The 18,408-nt window shown below is 72.6% G+C and carries 15 protein-coding genes and 1 riboswitch; of the genes, 8 read left to right on the top strand and 7 right to left on the bottom strand.

Annotated features, from left to right (window positions below; all coding sequences use genetic code 11):
- Positions 1 to 56 precede the first annotated feature (56 nt).
- Both nagA and B073_RS0121185 read right to left on the bottom strand, forming a co-directional pair.
- Complete coding sequence (gene nagA / locus B073_RS0121190; protein ID WP_018540090.1) at positions 57 to 1,301, bottom strand: N-acetylglucosamine-6-phosphate deacetylase; 1,245 nt, start codon at positions 1,299 to 1,301, stop codon at positions 57 to 59.
- Positions 1,301 to 2,233, bottom strand: a complete 933-nt coding sequence (locus tag B073_RS0121185) for an ROK family protein (protein WP_018540089.1) — start codon at positions 2,231 to 2,233, stop codon at positions 1,301 to 1,303. Before B073_RS0121185 ends, nagA begins: the two co-directional genes overlap by 1 nt.
- A 361-nt stretch (positions 2,234 to 2,594) precedes the next feature.
- On the opposite strand from B073_RS0121185, the gene B073_RS0121180 reads away from it, so the two are divergent.
- From B073_RS0121180 to otsB, 3 genes are all read left to right on the top strand, one after another.
- Entirely contained in the window at positions 2,595 to 3,815 is a 1,221-nt protein-coding gene (locus B073_RS0121180) for an extracellular solute-binding protein (protein ID WP_018540088.1), read from the top strand.
- Positions 3,816 to 3,931: 116 nt separating this feature from the next.
- Positions 3,932 to 4,186: a DUF3263 domain-containing protein gene (locus tag B073_RS0121175; RefSeq protein ID WP_018540087.1), complete on the top strand. Its 255-nt coding sequence runs from the start codon at positions 3,932 to 3,934 to the stop codon at positions 4,184 to 4,186.
- Between the two features lie 69 nt (positions 4,187 to 4,255).
- Complete coding sequence (gene otsB / locus B073_RS0121170; RefSeq protein ID WP_018540086.1) at positions 4,256 to 5,236, top strand: trehalose-phosphatase; 981 nt, start codon at positions 4,256 to 4,258, stop codon at positions 5,234 to 5,236.
- Here the strand turns inward: otsB and B073_RS0121165 are convergent.
- The 4 genes from B073_RS0121165 to B073_RS0121150 form a co-directional block, all read right to left on the bottom strand.
- Positions 5,226 to 5,936 (bottom strand): hypothetical protein, encoded by a 711-nt coding sequence (locus tag B073_RS0121165; protein WP_018540085.1) that lies wholly within the window; start codon positions 5,934 to 5,936, stop codon positions 5,226 to 5,228. The genes otsB and B073_RS0121165 overlap by 11 nt on opposite strands.
- Before the next feature lie 148 nt (positions 5,937 to 6,084).
- Positions 6,085 to 7,143: a cytochrome c oxidase assembly protein gene (locus B073_RS0121160; RefSeq protein ID WP_199788175.1), complete on the bottom strand. Its 1,059-nt coding sequence runs from the start codon at positions 7,141 to 7,143 to the stop codon at positions 6,085 to 6,087.
- 60 nt (positions 7,144 to 7,203) lie between these two features.
- Positions 7,204 to 8,697, bottom strand: a complete 1,494-nt coding sequence (locus B073_RS0121155; protein ID WP_018540083.1) for an alpha,alpha-trehalose-phosphate synthase (UDP-forming) — start codon at positions 8,695 to 8,697, stop codon at positions 7,204 to 7,206.
- An 81-nt stretch (positions 8,698 to 8,778) separates the two neighbouring features.
- Positions 8,779 to 9,771, bottom strand: coding sequence for a glucosyl-3-phosphoglycerate synthase (locus tag B073_RS0121150; RefSeq protein WP_018540082.1), 993 nt, complete (start codon positions 9,769 to 9,771; stop codon positions 8,779 to 8,781).
- Positions 9,772 to 9,945: 174 nt separating this feature from the next.
- Positions 9,946 to 10,099, top strand: a riboswitch (SAM riboswitch).
- Positions 10,100 to 10,116: 17 nt separating this feature from the next.
- On the opposite strand from B073_RS0121150, the gene thrC reads away from it, so the two are divergent.
- The 5 genes from thrC to B073_RS48010 all read left to right on the top strand — a co-directional run bounded on the left by thrC (position 10,117) and on the right by B073_RS48010 (position 16,722).
- Entirely contained in the window at positions 10,117 to 11,394 is a 1,278-nt protein-coding gene (gene thrC / locus B073_RS0121145; RefSeq protein ID WP_018540081.1) for a threonine synthase, read from the top strand.
- 57 nt (positions 11,395 to 11,451) lie between these two features.
- The gene (locus B073_RS0121140) at positions 11,452 to 11,736 is read left to right on the top strand and encodes a MoaD/ThiS family protein (RefSeq protein ID WP_018540080.1); all 285 of its coding nucleotides are present in this window, start codon (positions 11,452 to 11,454) and stop codon (positions 11,734 to 11,736) included.
- A gap of 496 nt (positions 11,737 to 12,232) precedes the next feature.
- Positions 12,233 to 12,436, top strand: a complete 204-nt coding sequence (locus B073_RS0121135; RefSeq protein ID WP_004986573.1) for a cold-shock protein — start codon at positions 12,233 to 12,235, stop codon at positions 12,434 to 12,436.
- A 707-nt stretch (positions 12,437 to 13,143) separates the two neighbouring features.
- Positions 13,144 to 14,766 carry a chaperonin GroEL gene (gene groL / locus B073_RS0121130; protein ID WP_018540079.1) on the top strand — a complete coding sequence of 541 codons (1,623 nt, stop codon included), beginning with the start codon at positions 13,144 to 13,146 and terminating at the stop codon, positions 14,764 to 14,766.
- A 687-nt stretch (positions 14,767 to 15,453) separates the two neighbouring features.
- A complete protein-coding gene (locus tag B073_RS48010; protein ID WP_018540078.1) occupies positions 15,454 to 16,722 on the top strand; it encodes a DUF998 domain-containing protein in 1,269 nt (422 codons plus the stop codon).
- Between the two features lie 444 nt (positions 16,723 to 17,166).
- Here B073_RS48010 and B073_RS40560 read toward each other — a convergent pair.
- Positions 17,167 to 18,408: PTS transporter subunit EIIC (locus B073_RS40560; protein ID WP_018540077.1), on the bottom strand; the 1,242-nt coding region annotated here is incomplete at its 5' end.

Below are 18,408 nucleotides of genomic sequence, written 5' to 3'. Positions count from 1 at the left end.
ATCCGGTGCGCCCGGCCGCCGGTGCGGGCGGCCGGGCGGGGAGCCCCGACGGGCCGTCAGACGCCGGGCGGGCGGCGCAGCCAGGTGCCCTGCCGCAGGACGCCGACGACGTCGTAGCCGGCGTCCAGGACGACCAGGTCGGCGTCCTTGCCGGCCTCCAGGGAGCCGGTCCGGTCGGCGATGCCCAGCAGCCGGGCCGGGGTGGCCGAGAGCGCCTGCACGGCCTGCTCGACGCTGAGGCCGTCGACGGTGACGGCCCGTTTGAAGGCGCGGTCCAGGGTGAGCGTGGAGCCGGCGATGGAACCGGCGGTGGGGCCCTCGCTGATCCGGGCGACGCCGTCCCTGACCTCCACCCGCATCGGCCCGAGCGGATACATCCCGTCGCTCATGCCGGCCGCGCCCATCGCGTCGGTGATGAACGCGACCCGTTCGGCGCCCGCCTCGCGAAACGCCATCTGGAGGACCGCCGGGTGCAGATGGGTGCCGTCGTCGATCAGCTCGACGGTGATCCGCTCGTCCTCCAGGAGCGCGGCGACCGGGCCGGGGGCGCGGTGGCCGAGCGGGGGCATCGCGTTGAACAGGTGGGTGGCGACGGTGGCGCCGGCGTCGATGGCCCGGCGGGTGGCGTCGTAGGTGGAGTCGGTGTGGCCGATGGCGGCGATCACCCCGGCGTCGGCGAGCAGCCGGACGGAGTCCAGGCCGCCCTCCAGCTCGGGGGCGATCGTCATCATCGCGGCGGTACCGCGGGCGGCCTCGACCAGCCGGCGGACCTCGGCCGGGTCCGGGTCGCGCAGCAGCTCGGGCTGGTGGGCGCCGCAGCGCTGCGGGGAGATGAACGGGCCCTCGAAGTGGATGCCGGTCAGCTCGCCCTGCTGCACCAACTCCGCCAGCACCGCGGCCTGTCGGGCCAGGTCGGCCAGGTCGCCGGTGACGGTGGAGGCCACCATCGAGGTGGTGCCGTGCCGGCGGTGGGTCTCGACGACCCGCAGGCACTCCTCGGGGTCGGCGGACGAGAAGGAGCCACCGCCCCCGCCGTGGACGTGCAGGTCGACGAAGCCGGGGACGATCAGGTGCCCGGCGAGGTCGACGACGGTCGCCCCGGGGTCGTGCAGGCCGTCGGCCTCGGTGGCGTCCGGTGTCCGGCCGCGGTCCTTGTCCCGGCTGTGGACCGCGGCGATCCGGGTGCCCTCGACGGTGATCCGGCCGTGGTCGGCGACGCCGGAGGGCCGGGCGATCCGGGCGCCGGCCAGGACGGTGCGCCGGGCGTCCGAGGGCCGTCCCGTGGACTGTTGGTGTGCCATCAGGCGGTTACCTCCGTTGCGAGAAGATCCCAGGCGAGCAGTCCTGCGCCCAGGCAGCCGGCGGCGTCCCCGAGGGCCGCCGGGACGATCGAGGGGAGCTGCTGGAAGGTGACGCGCGCCGCGACCGCCGCCCGCAGCGGCGCGAACAGCGTGTCGCCGGCCTCCGCGAGCCCGCCGCCGATGATCAGCGTGCGCGGGTCGAGCAGGGTCAGCCCGGTGACCAGGCCGTCGGCGAGCGCGTCCACGGCGCCCTGCCAGACCTCGCGGGCGCGCGGGTCGCCGGACGCCACGGCCTTGGCGCAGTCGGCGGCGCCGGCCCGCGGATCGCCGCAGGCCGCGGCCCAGTCGCGGCCCACCGCGGCGGCCGAGGCGACCGCCTCCAGGCAGCCGCGCCGGCCGCAGCCGCAGGCCGGGCCGCCGGGCCGGACGACGATGTGGCCGATCTCGCCGGCGCTCCCGTGGGCGCCGGCCTCGATGCGGCCGCCGATGCCGATGGCGCCGGCGATCCCGGTGCCCAGCGGCACGAAGAGGAAGCGGTCGGCGTCCTTGCCGGCGCCGATCCGGCCCTCGGCCAGGCCGCCGGCGCGGACGTCGTGGCCGAGCGCGACCGGCACCCCGCCGAGCCGCTCCGAGAGCAGGGCCCGCAGCGGGACGTCGCGCCAGCCGAGGTTGGCGGCGTAGACGGCGGTGCCGGTGGCCTCGTCGACGATGCCGGGGACGGCGACGCCGGCCGCCGGCGCGGTGCTGCCGAACCGCTCCCGGCCGAGGTCGCGCAGCTCGGCGGCGAAGTCGAGGATCGTCTCGACGACCGCCTCGGGGCCGCGGTCGCGCCCGGTGGGGCGCCGCGCCTCGTACAGGAGGGTGCCGTCCGCCCCGGCGAGGGCGGCTTTCATGCCGGTGCCGCCCACATCGAGGGCGATGACGTGTTTCACGGGGGACAGTGTCGCGCGACCGGACAATAAAGGTCTAGTCCACTCACCGTGCTGATCGCCACGTGCGGTCCGGCGTCCCCCGATCGCCGGCGGCGAGCGGTGCGTACGCACCGGTAGCCTGCGCTGTACACCCGCCTCCATGGCCTCTGACCTGCGCGAGCGACGGCCCGATAGGGGAAGTTTGGGGAGGGTGGTGTAGACCTTGTGTGGGGCAGTGGAGGATGCGCTGTTCTGTGTCGATCGAGGGCGATCCCCGAGACGACGGTGGGAACACCCGCAAGCACGGAATTTTCGGGACAAAGGGGCGGTAACAGCGGTGCGACGGCGGTACGTGAGCCTGGCGGCGGGACTCGCCGCAGGCATGACACTGACTCTCACCGGCTGCGGCAGCGGCAGCGGGGGCGGCGGCGTCACCCTGTCACTGATCGCCGCCGACTACGGCGACAGCAAGGCCAACAGCTCCCAGCACTACTGGGACGACCTCGTCCGCGCCTTCGAGGAGAAGAACCCCGGCATCAAGGTCGACGTCAAGGTCTACAGCTGGACCGACGTCGACAAGAAGGTCGAGGACCTGGTCGACGCCGGCAAGGCCCCCGACATGGCACAGGTCGGCGCCTACGCCGACTACGCCGCCCGCGGCAAGCTCTACAGCGCCGACGACCTGCTCTCCATCCCCGTCCAGGCCGACTTCACCCCCTCCCTCGCGCAGGCCGGCGAATACCAGCGCCGGCAGTACGGCATGCCCTTCGGGGCCAGCGCCCGGCGCCTCTTCTACAACAAGAAGCTGTTCGCCGACGCCGGCATCACCGCCCCGCCGCAGAACTGGGCCGACCTCGTCAGCGACGCCCAGAAGCTCAAGGACAAGGGCGTGAAGATCCCCTTCGCGCTGCCGCTCGGCCCCGAGGAGACCCAGGCCGAGACGCTGGAGTGGCTGCTGGCCGGCGGCGGCGACTACACCGACCAGATCGGCAAGTACACCCTCAACTCGCCCGAGAACGTCAAGACCTTCGAGTGGCTCCAGAAGGGCCTCGTCGGCAAGGGCCTCACCGGCGGCGACCCCGCCAAGCTCAACCGCGGGGACGCCTTCGCCGGGTTCGCCGCCGGCGACGTCGGCATGCTCAACGGCCACCCCACCCTGATGAAGCAGGCCGAGGCCAAGGGCATCGACTACGGCACCGTCGAACTCCCCGGCACCACCGGCAAGGCCAAGGCCACCATGGGCGTCGCCGACTGGATGATGGCGTTCAAGCAGAACGGCCACCGCGCCGAGGTCGGCAAGTTCCTCGACTTCGTCTACAGCCGGCAGAACGTCCTGAAGTTCTCCGCCGACTACAACCTGCTGCCGGTCACCACCTCCGCCTCCCAGGCGATGCTCGCCGACGACCGCTTCAGCAAGCTGCACGGCTTCCTCAACCAGCTGCCCAGCGCGCACTTCTACCCGGCCGACAAGACGTCCTGGCCGCTGGTCTCCAAGACCATCAAGGCCCGGATGGGCGCCGCGGTCGGCCCCCAGGGCAACCCCTCCGCGACCCTCACCGACCTCCAGAACACCGCGGAGACCGCCGACAACAGCGCCGAATAGCGCCGAGCAGCCGCGAACAGCCCGTAAAGCACCGGCCGCGGGCCCGGAGGACCACCCCCGGGCCCGCCCCGGCAGTGGGCTTATCGTGGGAACGTGACGACGGACGGCGGAGTGGCATGACGGACGGTACCGGTGACGGCACCGAGCACGGGCTCTCCGCCCGCGACGAGGCGGTGCTCGCCGTCGAACGCCGCTCCTGGCCCGGCCCCGGCGCCAAGGAACGCGCCATCCGCGAACAGCTCGGCATCTCCCCGACCCGCTACTACCAGCTCCTCAACGCCCTGCTCGACGACCCCCGCGCCCTCGCCCACGACCCCGTGACGGTCAACCGGCTGCGCCGCGTACGGGAGGCGCGGCGGGCGCGCCGCTGACCCCACCCGCCGCCCCGATGCCCCCGTACACCCGGCATGCGCCCGTGCCCCGCCGGTAGGGTCGGCGTCATGGGCACCCCGAACGCCGCGCCACCTCCCGAACCGGCACCGGACCCCGCGCCGGCGCCGCAAGCCGTCCCCCTCCCGGGCACCCCCGCCGGCCGCGCGGGCCTCGCCACCCTCCTGGCCCACCCCGAACGCGCCGTCGTCGCCCTCGACTTCGACGGCACGCTCGCCGACATCGTCCCCGACCCGGCCAAGGCCCGCGCCCACCCCGGCGCCCCCGAGGCCCTCGCCCGGCTCGCCCCCCACCTCCGCGCGGTCGCGGTGATCACCGGCCGCCCGGCCGGCGTCGCGGTCCGCCTCGGCGGCTTCGACGGCCGCCCCGGCCTCGCCCACCTCGTCGTCCTCGGCCACTACGGCGCCGAGCGCTGGGACGCCGCGACCGGCGCCCTGCACGCCCCCGCCCCGCACCCCGGCATCGCCGCCGTACAGGCCGAACTCGCCGGCGTACTGGACCGCTCCGGCGTCTGGCACGGCACCTGGGTCGAGACCGCCGTCGAGCGCAAGGGCGGCCGCGCCATCGCCGTCCACACCCGCCGCGCCGCCGACCCCCAGCGCGCCTTCGAGCAGCTGCGGGGACCGCTCACCGCGCTCGCCGAACGCCACGGCCTGATCGTCGAACCGGGCCGGCTGGTGCTGGAGCTGCGCCCGCCCGGCATGGACAAGGGCGTCGCGCTCGCCGAGTGGGTCGAGGAGACCGGCGCCGCCGCCGTCCTCTACGCCGGCGACGACCTCGGCGACCTCGCCGCCTTCGCCGCCGTCGAGAAGCTGCGCTCCGACGCGACCGGCGGCGTCCTGGTCTGCAGCGGCAGCAGCGAGGTCACCGAACTGGCCGACCGCGCCGACCTCGTCGTCGACGGGCCGAAGGGCGTGGTGGCCCTGCTCAACGCCCTCGCCGACCGCATCGAGAACCCGCCGCGGGAGACGCCGGAGACGGCCGAGGGTGCCGATGAGGAGGCCGGCGAGGAGGGTCCGGCTACTCCTTGAGACCCAGGGAGGACAGTGCCGTCGTCCAGTCGTGCGCGATGGCCTGCTGCGCCTTGCCCAGATCGGCCTTGCCGGAGCAGATGGCGGCCTTGAGCTTGTTCTCCACGCCGTCCTTGGGGTTGTTGGGCCCGGCGCCGGGCTTGTGGCCGGGGGACGGCGGCTCGACCCAGAGGTTGCGCGGGTCGTTGGGGTCGCCGCCCAGCTGGAGGCTGATGAGGTGGTCGTACTCGGCGTCGTGCAACGAGGCCGTGTAGCCGTAGGACTTGGCGTTGGCGGTCTTCTCGCGGCCGGTGATGTTCACCGGCGGCCGGATGTCCTTGGTGTAGCCGCTCCGGCAGATCGTGGTCTTCAGCGTCTGCGGGGTGACCTTGGGGTTGGTCGCCCCGGGGGTGCACGCGGGGTCGGGCAGCGGCTGCTTGTCGGTGGTGTAGCGGAAGTGGCAGGTGCCGGGGGCGGGTTGCTTCTGCACCGTGTACGCCGACTGCGGCCCGGGGCCGACGGGTATGGACCCGGACCCGGACGGCGGGGAGGCGGACGCGGACGCCGCCCCGGACGCCGAGGGGCTGCCCTTCGCGTCGGTGCCGCCCTTGCCGGACGAACATCCGGCGACCGTGGTCGCCAGGAGGGTGGCGGCCGCAACCGCCGCCCATCGTGCGGAGCGTGACCGCCCTGCGGAGTGTGAGGGTCTGCTGAGTGACATGGAGAAGGACTACCCCGCTCCGGCCCGCCGCAGCCGCGGCACGGAAGCACGGAGGAGCCCCCCGGGGGGCGGACGGCGCGGCGACGGTGGCCGGCCGCCGGACGCCCGCCCCCGGTTCGGACCCGCCGTGCGGTCCACCAGGCCGCCCCTACCGCCCCCGCCGGAACCGTTCGCCGACCTCGCCCTGGTCGGTCTCCCACCACGGCCGCATCAACTCCGGCTCCGCAACGGCCGCGTCACCCGGCGCCGCGCCCGGAGCCGCGGCCGCCACTGCCGCTCCGGCCGCCGCCGGGGGCGCGGCCACCGCCAGCTCCCGGTCCAGCCGAGCGTCCAGCGCCCGCGTCCGCCGCCGCTCCTCCCGCACCCACTCCGCGAACACCGCGATCAGGAACGGCAGTCCGACCAGCTCGGCGATGGTCAGCATCAGCCCGCCGCCGATCATCTGGTCCTGCTGCAGGCTCGGATCCCACGGCTGGTGCCGGGACGCGTACCAGCCGCCCGCGATCAGCGTCCCGCTGGTCATCACCACCACCCCGGGCACCGCGTCCACCAGCCCGTCCACCAGCACCAGCAGCGCCCGCACCGGATGGCTGCACCACGACGGCAGCAGCTCCTCCCGGGTGAGCATCGGCAGCACGAACAGGCTCCCGGTGACGAGCAGTTGCAGATACATCAACTCGTGCAGCGGACCGTGCCGCAGCGCCGTCGGAAAGTACGGCGTGAAGTAGATCGCCAGCTCGGAGGAGAGCACCAGAACCGTGCTGACCAGCGGGAACGTCAGGAAGCGGACGAGCCGGCCGGAGACCGCCGCGCGCAGCCGACGGGCCGCCCACCGCTCCTGCGGCAGCGCCCGCAGCGCCAGCGACAGCGGATCGCCCAGCGCCAGCCCCAGCGGCGCCACGAGATCCAGCACGATGTTCTGCACCGCCGCCGGCCAGAACAGCTCATGGTCGTAGACCGCCAGCCCCGACATCGTCGCCACCGCGATCGCACCCAGCCCCAGCCCGGCGAACGCCACCACACGGGCCACCGGCCAGCGCTCCCCGCGCCGCACCAGCCGCACCACACCCCACGCGTAGAGGCCGCCCAGCACGGCGATCAGCACAAGCGCGTACGGGTCCGGCCGCCAGCTGCCGAGCAGCCGCCCGGTGGTCAGCTCAGGCAGCGCCGACGCGACCACCGGCGAAGCAAGCGATGTCACTGTCACGACCCACCACGCTAGACCCGCCCGCAGACGATCAACCGGCGGGGCACCCGTCCGGGCCGGTCACTCGTGCAGCGCCCGCAGCTGCTCCAGGAACCACCGTGCGGGCGGCAGCGCGGTCGCCGCCGCGGCCAGCCGGGCACTGCGCGCGGCCCGCTCCCCGGCCGGCATGACCAGCGCGGTGTGCAGCGCCTCGGCCGTCTGCCCCACGTCGTAGGGGTTGACCGTCAGCGCGTCCGCACCCAGCTCCTCCCACGCGCCGGCCTCCCGGGAGAGCACCAGGGCACACCCCTCGTCCGAGACCACCGGGACCTCCTTCGCGACGAGGTTCATACCGTCCCGGATCGGGTTGACCAGCGCCACGTCGGCCAGCCGGTACGCCGCCAGCGACCGCGCGAAGTCGTCCTTGACGTGCAGCACCACCGGCTGCCAGCCGGCCGTCCCGTATTCCGCGTTGATCTCCTCGGCGAGCTTCCCGACCTGCGCGGTGTAGTCGCGGTAGACCGCCAGGTCCTGCCGCGAGGGATAGGCGAACGCCAGGTGCACCACCCGCTCGCGCCACTCCGGCCGGTCCGCCAGCAGCCGCCGGAAGGCCAGCAGCCCGCGCACGATGTTCTTGGACAGCTCCGTGCGGTCCACCCGGACGATCGTCTTCCGGCCGGCCCCGCCGATCTGCTCGCGCAGCGCCGCCATCCGCTCCTCGACGTCCGGCCGCCGCGACCGCTCCCGCAGGAACTCCGCGTCCGCGCCCAGCCCGTGGACCCCGATCCGGGTCCGGTGCGCCTCCCGGCCCGGCGCCGCCGCGACCACGCCGGCCGGCTCGTGCCGCGGCCGGTGCACCGTGCAGTCGGGCCCCAGCGTCCACGCACAGCACGCCGTGAACGCCCGCGCCCACCGCTCGGTCAGGAAGTTCGCCCGGTCGGCGCCCAGGATGCCCAGCAGCAACTGCCGCCCGACGTCGTCCGGCAGCATCGCGAAGTACTCCGGCGGCGCCCACGGGGTGTGCGAGAAGTGCGCGATCCGGACGTCCGGCCGCAGCCCGCGCAGCAGCCCCGGCACCAGCGCCAGGTGGTAGTCCTGCACCAGCACCGCCGCCCCCGGGCTCGCGGCGTCCGCCAGCGCCGTCGCGAACGCCGCGTTGTACGCCTCGTACGCGGCCCACTGCCCCCGGAAATCCGCGTCGAACACCGGCTCCACCGGCGTCTGGTACAGCATGTGGTGGACGAACCACAGCACCGAGTTGGCGACGCCGTTGTAGGCCGCGGCGTGCACATCCGCCGGGATGTCCAGCATCCGGACGCGCTGTCCACCGGTGTCCGCGACGTCCAGCAGCCCCCCGCTCCGCCGCACCGCCTCCCGGTCACCGTCCCCCAGCGCGGAACACACCCACACCGCGTCCGTGTCCGGCCCGATCGCCGAGAGCCCCGACACCAGCCCCCCGCCGCCCCGTTTGGCGGTCAGCTCACCGCCCGCCCCCAGGGCATACGAAACGGGCCCGCGGTTCGACGCGACGAGGACCTCGGCACCTGGCTGGACCGCACTGCGCTCGGAGACCATGTCGCGACATTAACCCGTCACCGATCCGCGCAAACGTACGGATCCCGGCCACCGGCCGGACTCACCCATCGGACAGACCCTCTAGGCCGCCCGCCGCTCCGCGTATTCGGGGATTTCGGCCATCGGCGGCCGCTCCTCGGTGTCCACCTCCGTCGTCCGCGGCACGAAACCGCTCTCGCCCCGCTCGAACTGCGTCAGCCGCGGTCGGACCAAGTGGCCGCGCGCCAGCCGGAGTTGGGCGGTGCGGTAGATGGCGGCGGCCATCCGGCCGAGCGCCTGGCCGCCCTGGTGCCGGTGCCTGCGCACCCCCACGTCCACCTGGGCCAGGGCATCCAGCCCCACCGTGTGCAGGGAGTCCACCAGCAGCCCCAGCTCCACCCCGTAGCCCACCGGGAACGGCAGCCGCTCCAGCAGCGAGCGGCGCGCCGCGTACTCCCCGCCCAGCGGCTGCACGAACCCGGCCAGCTGCGGCCAGTGCAGATTGAGCAGCGGCCGGGCCACCAGCTCGGTCACCCGGCCACCCTGCTCGCCACCGGCAAGACGCCCGCCCCGCTCGCCTCCGGCCGGACGCCCCTCCCCGGTCTCCAGTGGCCGGTCGTACATCGCCTTGACGAACTGGATCTCCGGATCGGTCAGCAGCGGCCCGACGATCCCCGAGACGAACGTGGCGGAGAACTCCCGCAGATCGGCGTCGACGAAGCAGACGATGTCGCCGCCGGTCACCAGCAGGGACCGCCACAGCACCTCGCCCTTGCCGGGCAGCGCCGGGATCCGCGGCAGCACGCTGTCCCGGTGGACCACCCGCGCGCCGGCCGCCGCCGCGACCTCGGCCGTCCGGTCCGTCGAGCCCGAGTCCAGCACCACCAGCTCGTCGACCAGCGGCACCTCCGGAGTCATCAGTTCGGCGCGGATCGCCGCGACGATCGTGCCGACCGTCGCCTCCTCGTCGAGCGCGGGCAGCACCACACTGACCGTCCATCCCGTCTGGCGCTTGGCCTCCAGCAACTGCTCCAGGGGGCGGTCCGCGGCGGACCAGGAGCGGCCGGCCAGCCAGCGCTCCACTTCTTCCAGCACGTCTACGACTCTCCTCGGTGGCCCCCGAACGGAAGCCCGTTATGTGATCCATCTCGCGGACCGGACGACTATCTCAACGGCGACTGCCTTCGGTTACAGTCTTGAACAACGTGGACGACCGCCGCATGTCGGGGTCACCGCGCGACAAACGCCTGGGTCCGCCCAGCGCCATACCGCTCATCCAGAGGGGCAGAGGGACACGGCCCGTTGAAGCCCCGGCAACCCTCCAGCCGATCTCCGCAGCCGCAGCACGGCGCGCGCGAGGCTCCCGGCTAGGGAAGGTGCCAAATCCGTCTCACGGCGAGGTGCGTCGTGAGGAAGATGAGGAGAAAGGGCCTCGCCTCCATGGCTGTGCAAGCAACCGAACCCACTTCCGCCGTATCCCTCGGTCCCGCCGTCGCGCTCTCCTGTCGCGAATGCGGCCGGCGCTTCCCGCTCGGCCCGATCTTCGCCTGCCAGGAATGCTTCGGCCCCGTCGAAGTGGCCTACGACCTCCCCACCGGCGACCCCGAGGGCCTGAAGAAGCGGATCGAGGCCGGCCCCGCCAACATCTGGCGCTACGCCCCGCTGCTGCCCGTCCCCGCCGACGTGGCCGACAAGCCCAACCTCAACCCCGGCTTCACCAAGCTCGTCCAGGCCGACCGGCTCGCCGCCGAACTCGGCGTCACCGGCGGCCTGTACGTCAAGGACGACTCCGGCAACCCCACCCACTCCTTCAAGGACCGGGTCGTCGCGATCGCCGTCGAGGCCGCCCGCGCCTTCGGCTTCACCACCCTCTCCTGCTCCTCGACCGGCAACCTCGCCGGCGCGGTCGGCGCCGCGGCGCGCCGCGCGGGCCTGAAGTCCTGCGTCTTCATCCCGCACGACCTGGAGCCCGGCAAGGTCGTGATGGCCGCGGTCTACGGTGGCGACCTCGTCGCCATCGACGGCAACTACGACGACGTCAACCGCTTCTGCTCCGAACTCATCGGCGACCCGCTGGGCGAGGGCTGGGGCTTCGTCAACGTCAACCTCCGCCCCTACTACGGCGAGGGCTCCAAGACGCTGGCCTACGAGATCTGCGAGCAGCTCGGCTGGCGGCTGCCGGACCAGATCGTCATCCCGGTCGCCTCCGGCTCCCAGCTCACCAAGATCGACAAGGGGCTGAAGGAGCTGATCGCCCTCGGCCTCGTCGAGGACCGGCCGTACCGGATCTTCGGCGCCCAGGCCGAGGGCTGCTCCCCGGTCTCCGCGGCCTTCAAGGCCGGACACGAGGTCGTCCGGCCGCAGAAGCCGAACACCATCGCCAAGTCCCTGGCGATCGGCAACCCCGCGGACGGCCCGTACGTGCTCGACATCGCGCGCCGCACCGGCGGTGCCGTCGAGGACGTCACCGACCCGCAGATCGTCGAGGCGATCGAGCTGCTGGCCCGCACCGAGGGGATCTTCGCGGAGACCGCGGGCGGCGTGACCGTCGGCGTGACCAAGAAGCTCATCGAGAACGGCGTCCTGGACCCGTCGCTGACCACCGTGGTGCTGAACACCGGTGACGGCCTGAAGACCCTCGACGCCGTCGCCGACGGGCCCACCGCCACCATCCGGCCGGACCTGGACGCGTTCCGCGCGGCCGGCCTGGCCGGCTGAGCCGGACCCCGTCCCGCCCCCGACTCCCCACCCCCGTAGCCCCGGAAGGCATCCACCATGAGCGTCAAGGTCCGCATCCCCACCATCCTGCGCACGTACACCGGCGGCGAGGCCGAGGTCACCGCCGAGGGCGCGACCCTCTCCGAGGTGATCGCCGACCTGGACAAGAACCACCAGGGCATCGCCGCCCGCGTGCTCGACGACGCCGGCAAGCTGCGCCGCTTCGTGAACGTCTACGTCAACGACGACGACGTCCGCTTCGAGCAGGGCCTGCAGACGCCGACCCCGGACGGGGCGGGCATCTCCATCATCCCGGCGGTGGCGGGAGGTTCGGGGGCGTAGCCCCGTCCCGGCGGTCGCCGACCTGCCCGAGGGTGGTCGGCGCGGAACGTCCCGGATCGGCCCGGATCGCATTTGCGCCAATTCTTCCCCTGCACTGACTGGAATTGCCCCGTCCGACCTAAACGGACGGGGCAATTCCGTGTTGTGAAAGGGGATACCATTGGGGTGATCCCCCTCCGGTTATCTCCGCGTGCATGCCGAACGCATATGAGATCGCGGTGACTTGTGCGCAAGTTGTGTGCGCGTTTTGTCGGTTGTGTGGCATATTCCCGGCCCGAATCGGGCCACAATAACGCCATTTGAGCGTATACAGCCGTTTCTCCGACGCCAGAATTCTCGTCCGATTGACCTGTTGCGCTGGGCATTGGTCCAGATACATTCAGCGGCGGTCGACGCGTTCCGGCGCACACCCCACGGGCCATTCCCGGGGGGTGAGGTCTGACCCGGGTCCGCGAAGTGCGGTCCTGCGCAAGGGCCAGTAATAGGGGAGTTAGGCATGGCTCAGGGCACCGTCAAGTGGTTCAACGCGGAGAAGGGGTACGGCTTCATCGCGGTCGACGGTGGTGCGGATGTATTCGTCCACTACAGCGCGATCCAGATGGACGGTTACCGCACCCTTGAGGAGGGTCAGCGGGTCGAGTTCGAGATCTCGCAGGGCCAGAAGGGGCCACAGGCGGACATGGTCCGGGTCACCGCCTGAGGCGGCGGCCGACTGCATCGTCGGCGGAAGGCCCGCAACCCCGGTGAACGGGGCTGCGGGCCTTCTGTCGTGCCGGGGTGATGGCGGGGGCGCTGCCCTGCGGGATATTGCTCCGTGCCACATGCCTCGCGCCGCATCCCGCCCTGCGCCGCAGCGTCCCGCGGCGCATCACCTCGCGCTGCCACGCGGGCGTGAGGGGCGCGTACGGGGGGAGGGGCATTGCCGCGCCCCCGCCGTCGAATGGGGACGCGTCGGGACTCGTCGGGACTCGTTCGGGCGCGTTGGGACCCGCCAGGACGCATGCACGCGGGTGCGCAGTGCACGACCGCGTCGCGGGACGGCCCGGCGCGTGGGGGAACCCGGCGCACGCGGGCGCGTATGAGGTGTGGGACGGCCGCCTCCCGGGCCGGCGGCCGCCTGCTGTCGCGCCCGTCCGCCGGCCCGCAACCGACCGCACCCCACCGGGAGACATCCCCAAGCCGCTTGCACTCGCCTGGTGCGAGTGCTAATCATTGCGTTAGCACTCTCCCCGTGAGAGTGCTGAATGTGGATCGGGTCGGTGAGGCCGGCACGCCAGGTGGGGCAAGGAACCACACGGCATGCGGGCCGTCCGTCGCGGGCGCCAGCGCGGTCCTGAGCTTCCTCCCCCAAGCTCGTCACACTGTTCGGGCAGGGGGTACCCCATCAGTCCGGAGGGACCACTTCACATGGCCAAGATCATCGCGTTCGACGAGGAGGCGCGGCGCGGCCTTGAGCGCGGTATGAACCAGCTCGCCGACGCCGTCAAGGTCACCCTCGGCCCCAAGGGCCGCAACGTCGTCCTTGAGAAGAAGTGGGGCGCCCCCACGATCACCAACGATGGTGTCTCCATCGCCAAGGAGATCGAGCTGGAGGACCCGTACGAGAAGATCGGCGCCGAGCTGGTCAAGGAGGTCGCGAAGAAGACGGACGACGTCGCCGGTGACGGCACGACGACCGCGACCGTCCTGGCCCAGGCGCTGGTCCGCGAGGGCCTGCGCAACGTCGCCGCCGGCGCCAACCCGATGGCCCTGAAGCGCGGCATCGAGAAGGCCGTCGAGGCCGTCTCCGGTGCCCTGCTCGACCAGGCCAAGGAGATCGAGACCAAGGAGCAGATCGCCTCCACCGCGTCCATCTCCGCCGCCGACCCGCAGATCGGCGAGCTCATCGCCGAGGCCATGGACAAGGTCGGCAAGGAAGGCGTCATTACCGTCGAGGAGTCCCAGACCTTCGGTCTGGAGCTGGAGCTCACCGAGGGTATGCGCTTCGACAAGGGCTACATCTCGGCGTACTTCGCGACCGACATGGAGCGCATGGAGGCGGCGCTCGAGGACCCCTACATCCTCATCGTCAACTCCAAGATCAGCAACGTGAAGGACCTGCTGCCCCTCCTCGAGAAGGTCATGCAGTCCGGCAAGCCGCTGCTGATCATCGCCGAGGACGTCGAGGGCGAGGCCCTGTCGACCCTCGTCGTCAACAAGATCCGCGGCACCTTCAAGTCCGTCGCCGTCAAGGCCCCGGGCTTCGGTGACCGCCGCAAGGCCATGCTCGGCGACATCGCCATCCTCACCGGTGGCACCGTCATCTCCGAGGAGGTCGGCCTCAAGCTGGAGAACGCCGGTCTCGACCTGCTGGGCCGCGCCCGCAAGGTCGTCATCACCAAGGACGAGACCACCATCGTCGACGGTGCCGGCGACAGCGAGCAGGTCCAGGGCCGGGTCAACCAGATCCGCGCCGAGATCGAGAACAGCGACTCGGACTACGACCGCGAGAAGCTCCAGGAGCGCCTCGCGAAGCTGGCCGGCGGCGTGGCCGTCATCAAGGCCGGCGCCGCGACCGAGGTCGAGCTCAAGGAGCGCAAGCACCGCATCGAGGACGCCGTCCGCAACGCCAAGGCGGCCGTCGAGGAGGGCATCGTCGCCGGCGGTGGCGTGGCCCTGCTGCAGGCTTCCTCGGTCTTCGAGAAGCTGGAGCTGGACGGCGACGAGGCCACCGGTGCCGCCGCCGTGAAGCTGGCCCTGGAGGCCCCGCTCAAGCAGATCTCCGTGAACGCCGGCCTCGAGGGCGGCGTCATCGTGGAGAAGGTGCGCAACCTGACCCCGGGTCACGGCCTCAACGCCGCCACCGGCGACTACGTCGACATGATCGCCGAGGGCATCATCGACCCGGCCAAGGTGACGCGCTCCGCGCTGCAGAACGCCGCCTCCATCGCGGCGCTCTTCCTCACCACCGAGGCCGTCATCGCCGACAAGCCGGAGAAGGCCGCCGCGGCCGCTCCGGGCGGCATGCCGGGCGGTGACATGGACTTCTGATCCACCGCGGCCCCGTCCGCCGGTCGATCAACGTCCGTTCCGTTCGCCGGGGCGGTACCCCCTCTCCCAGGGGGTACCGCCCCGGCGGCGTTTTCGGGGCAGGGGGCGGGCGGCCCTGGCGCGGTCCGGGGGCGGCTGATCTGGGGGTGAGGGCGCCTTTCCGTCCTCTTCTTGTTCTTTTTCCTTGCTTCTTTGCGTCGTCTTCTTCTTGGCATTCCCTTCGGTGGTGGCCTCGCGCCGCTGCTCCTCGGTGATGGTGGTCGGTGAGGGTGGCTTACGCCGCTGGCCACACGTCGCCGTCCCTGCGCGACCGGCCATGCGCCGCCGTCCTTGGGTGACTGGCCACGCGCCGCCGTGCTCGGGCAACTGGCCGGCCATGCGTTGCCGGTGCCGCCCTTGATCCGGACCCGTGATCCGGACTCCGGACTCGTGATTCGGTTCCTGGTTCCGGTCCCTCATTCGGTTCCCGGCGTGGTCCGTGGCCCGGTCCCTCGTTCCGTTCCCGCGGCCTCGATGACGTCCGCAGCGCCGTCCCTGCGTCCCCCGGGCGGTTCCCGCGAACGGGGGATCGGTTCGCCCTGTCGAGTGGCTGCCCGGCGCGCCTCCGACCGGCGCGCCACCATAGTGGGCCCTGGCGGGGAGAACCTCGGACCTGGCCCCCGACCCCACCCGGAACAGGACCCGCCCGTGCCGAACGTCCCGAACCACACGAGGCCCGGTGCCCGCACCGTCTACGAGCCCGTGGTCGCCCCCACCACCCGCTACGCCGGACGGGAGGCGGCGGCGGCCGTCCTCTTCGCCGTCGCCGCCCTGCTCTACAACTGGTGGCTGCTGGAATTCGTCCTCCACACCGGCCTCGACCCCCGCAACTCCTACGTCAGCGAGCTCTACGCCGCCGACCAGCCGCTGCGCCGCCTCTTCGGCGCCCTGGAAGCCGGCTGCGCGCTCCTCGTCATCGCCGGCGCGCTGCTCGCCCGCAGCACACCCTCCGGCCACGGCCGCTGGGCCCGTACGGGTTGGCTCGCGCTGGTCGGCCTCGGACTCTCCTCACTGGCCGACGTCCTGCTCCCCATGGCCTGCGCCCCCTCGGTGGAACGCGGCTGCCTGGCCGTCCACCCCTGGCACACCGCCACCAGCGCCTTCGCCCACTTCTTCCTTTTCGCCTCGATGGCCTTCCTCAGCCGTGCGGCCGCCGTGCAGCGTCCCCCGATGCCGGCCGTCCGCCGCTGGGGTCCGCGCGTTCTGGCCGTCGCCATGCCCGCCGCGATCCTCACCGTCGGCCCGCTCATCGGCCACCCCGGCTGGCACGGCGTCCCCCAGCGCGTCCACCTGGCCCTCGTCGGCGTGTGGTTCCTTCTGCTGGCCGGGGCACTCGGCCGCTCGGCACGCCGCCGTCGCCGCTGGGCAGGCCACTGGGACGGCCCCTGGGCCCGCTACGTGGAGGGCCTCCGACGCGCCTGCCACAACACACCCCCGGGCCACGAGGACGCACCGCCTGCGGGCGACGAGAAGCGCACGCTTGCCCACCACGAGAACGGATCAACTACCGGCCGCGAGACCGACCTTGCGCCTACTCCGGAGCCGTCCGCTACGGAGCAGGTCACCACGGAGCAAAGCACTACGCAGCAAGGGGCGCCGAGGCTGTCGGCTGCGGGACAGGGCACTTCCGAAGTCGGCGTTCCCAAGGGCCTTCCAGAGGCGGGTGTTCCCGAGGCGACCGCTTCTGAGGCCGTCGACCAGCGGCCGGGTGGGCCAGAGGTGGCGGCTGGGGAGCCCGGTGGCCCTGGGCTGGGCGCCCGGGGACCGGGCGCTCCGGAACCGGGCGCCCGCGGCGCAACCAACGCGCCGCAGGAAGCTCGGGAGCCAGGCGCTCCGGGACCGGGCGCTCCCGGAACAGCCATCCAGGAGCCGGGTACTTCGGGAGAAGCAGGATCGGAGCCGGCCGGCCCGGAGTGAGCGGCCCGGAATGAGCCGGTCGGCAGTGGCAGCGTGGCGATTCGGAGCGAGAGCGAGCACGAGCAGGTCCGCAGAGCGGCCCTCCGGAGCGTGGCGGTCCGGGCGCGGCCGTTTGACCGTCACCTGGTCCAGTGGCGATCCGGTCTGCCTGATCCAGGGTGATCCGGCCTGGGGCCCTGCCCGAGCAGCCCGGCACCCAACACAACCAAGACGCGGTCGGCTCAACGCGCCTAGGACATGGCCGGGATGTGGCTGGGGGTACGCCTCTGGCCGGCCAACCCGCCGCCGGGGCCGCTCCAATCCGCCGCCGGGGCTGCTCCAGCCTCCCGCCGCTGGGGCTACGGCCATTACGGCGTCAAGGACGCGCAATCGCCCGCGGAGAGCGTCAGGCGGGTCAGGCGGGCTTGGCGGCCCAGCCGGGAGCCCCGCGGGGCCCGGGGGCGGTTACCCAACGCCTTCGAGTGCGGTGTTGCGGGTGTCCGGGTCCGTTCGCCGGGGGCCGTCGGGGGCGGCCGCGTCGGCTTCTGGTCGCGGTGCCTCGGTGGCCGCGTTGAGGACCGAGCGCTGCTGCTTGCTGAGGCCGAAGAAGTAGGTGGCGACGAAGCCGACCGCGTAGCCGACGAGGAGGCCGAGGGCGTAGACGGCGATCGTCGTGCCGAGCGCCTGGTTGCCCTTGACCAGGGGGAAGAGGGCCAGGCCGGAGGGGCCGATGGCGGTGGAGCCGACGGTATCGCCGAGTTGGTTGACGAGGCCCACGAAGCCGCCGCCGAACGCGCCTCCGACGCAGGCGGTGATGAAGGGGCGGCCGAGGGGGAGCGAGACGCCGTAGATCAGGGGCTCGCCGACCCCCAGGAAGCCTGCGGGGAGGGCGGAGCGGATCGTCGTACGGATCGAGTGGTTGCGGCGGAGGCGTGCGTAGAGGGCGAGGGCAGCTCCCACCTGGCCCGCACCGGCCATGGCGAGGATCGGCAGGAGGGTCGTGTAGCCCTGCTGCTGGATCAGGGTGGTGTGGATGGGGATGAGGGCCTGGTGGAGGCCCAGCATCACGAGAGGGAGGAAGAGCCCGCCGAGGAGGAAGCCGGCGAGCGCGCCGCCGTGGGAGAGCAGCCAGTCGGCGGCGGTACCGATGGCCTGCGAGACCTCGCCGGCGGCGTACATCAGGCCGAAGACGGTGACCAGACCGGTGAGGAGGACTGTGAGGGTGGGGGTGAGGAGGACGTCCAGCGCCTCGGGTACGCGTCTGCGGAGCTGCTTCTCGATGTGGGCGGCGAGGAGGGCGGCGGCGAGGGCACCGAGGACGCCACCCTGGCCGGGGGCGAGCTTCTGACCGAAGGCGGTGACGTTGGCGATGCCGGGGAAGACGATCACGGCGGCGACCGCGCCGCCGAGGACGGGGGTGCCGCCGAACTCCTTCGCGGTGTTGTAGCCGACGAAGACCGCGATCAGGGACATGAAGCCGGAGGCGATGGCCGTCAGGGGCGGGACCAGGGACGGGAGCCAACCGGCGTTGGTGAGCAGGCCGTTGAGACCGGCGATGATGCCGCAGCCGATCAGGGCGGGGATGAGCGGCACGAAGATGTTGGCGATGCGGCGGAGGAAGAGCTTGGCGGGGGTGGCGTTGCGGGCCTTCTGGCGGGCCTTGAGGGTGGCGCCTTGGGCGGCCAGGTCGGAGGCGGTGGTGGGGGG

Source organism: Streptomyces sp. MspMP-M5 (genome assembly GCF_000373585.1).
Classification (GTDB): domain Bacteria; phylum Actinomycetota; class Actinomycetes; order Streptomycetales; family Streptomycetaceae; genus Streptomyces.
Note: the sequence above shows the minus strand (reverse complement) of the source record. Positions and strands in the feature narration are given on the sequence as shown.

Coding starts and splice junctions, on each gene's coding strand:
- nagA (WP_018540090.1), bottom strand. CDS start 1,301: ATGGCACACCAACAGTCCACGGGACGGCCCTCGGACGCCCGGCGCACC.
- B073_RS0121180 (WP_018540088.1), top strand. CDS start 2,595: ATGACACTGACTCTCACCGGCTGCGGCAGCGGCAGCGGGGGCGGCGGC.
- B073_RS0121175 (WP_018540087.1), top strand. CDS start 3,932: ATGACGGACGGTACCGGTGACGGCACCGAGCACGGGCTCTCCGCCCGC.
- otsB (WP_018540086.1), top strand. CDS start 4,256: ATGGGCACCCCGAACGCCGCGCCACCTCCCGAACCGGCACCGGACCCC.
- B073_RS0121165 (WP_018540085.1), bottom strand. CDS start 5,936: ATGTCACTCAGCAGACCCTCACACTCCGCAGGGCGGTCACGCTCCGCA.
- B073_RS0121155 (WP_018540083.1), bottom strand. CDS start 8,697: ATGGTCTCCGAGCGCAGTGCGGTCCAGCCAGGTGCCGAGGTCCTCGTC.
- thrC (WP_018540081.1), top strand. CDS start 10,117: ATGGCTGTGCAAGCAACCGAACCCACTTCCGCCGTATCCCTCGGTCCC.
- B073_RS0121140 (WP_018540080.1), top strand. CDS start 11,452: ATGAGCGTCAAGGTCCGCATCCCCACCATCCTGCGCACGTACACCGGC.
- B073_RS0121135 (WP_004986573.1), top strand. CDS start 12,233: ATGGCTCAGGGCACCGTCAAGTGGTTCAACGCGGAGAAGGGGTACGGC.
- groL (WP_018540079.1), top strand. CDS start 13,144: ATGGCCAAGATCATCGCGTTCGACGAGGAGGCGCGGCGCGGCCTTGAG.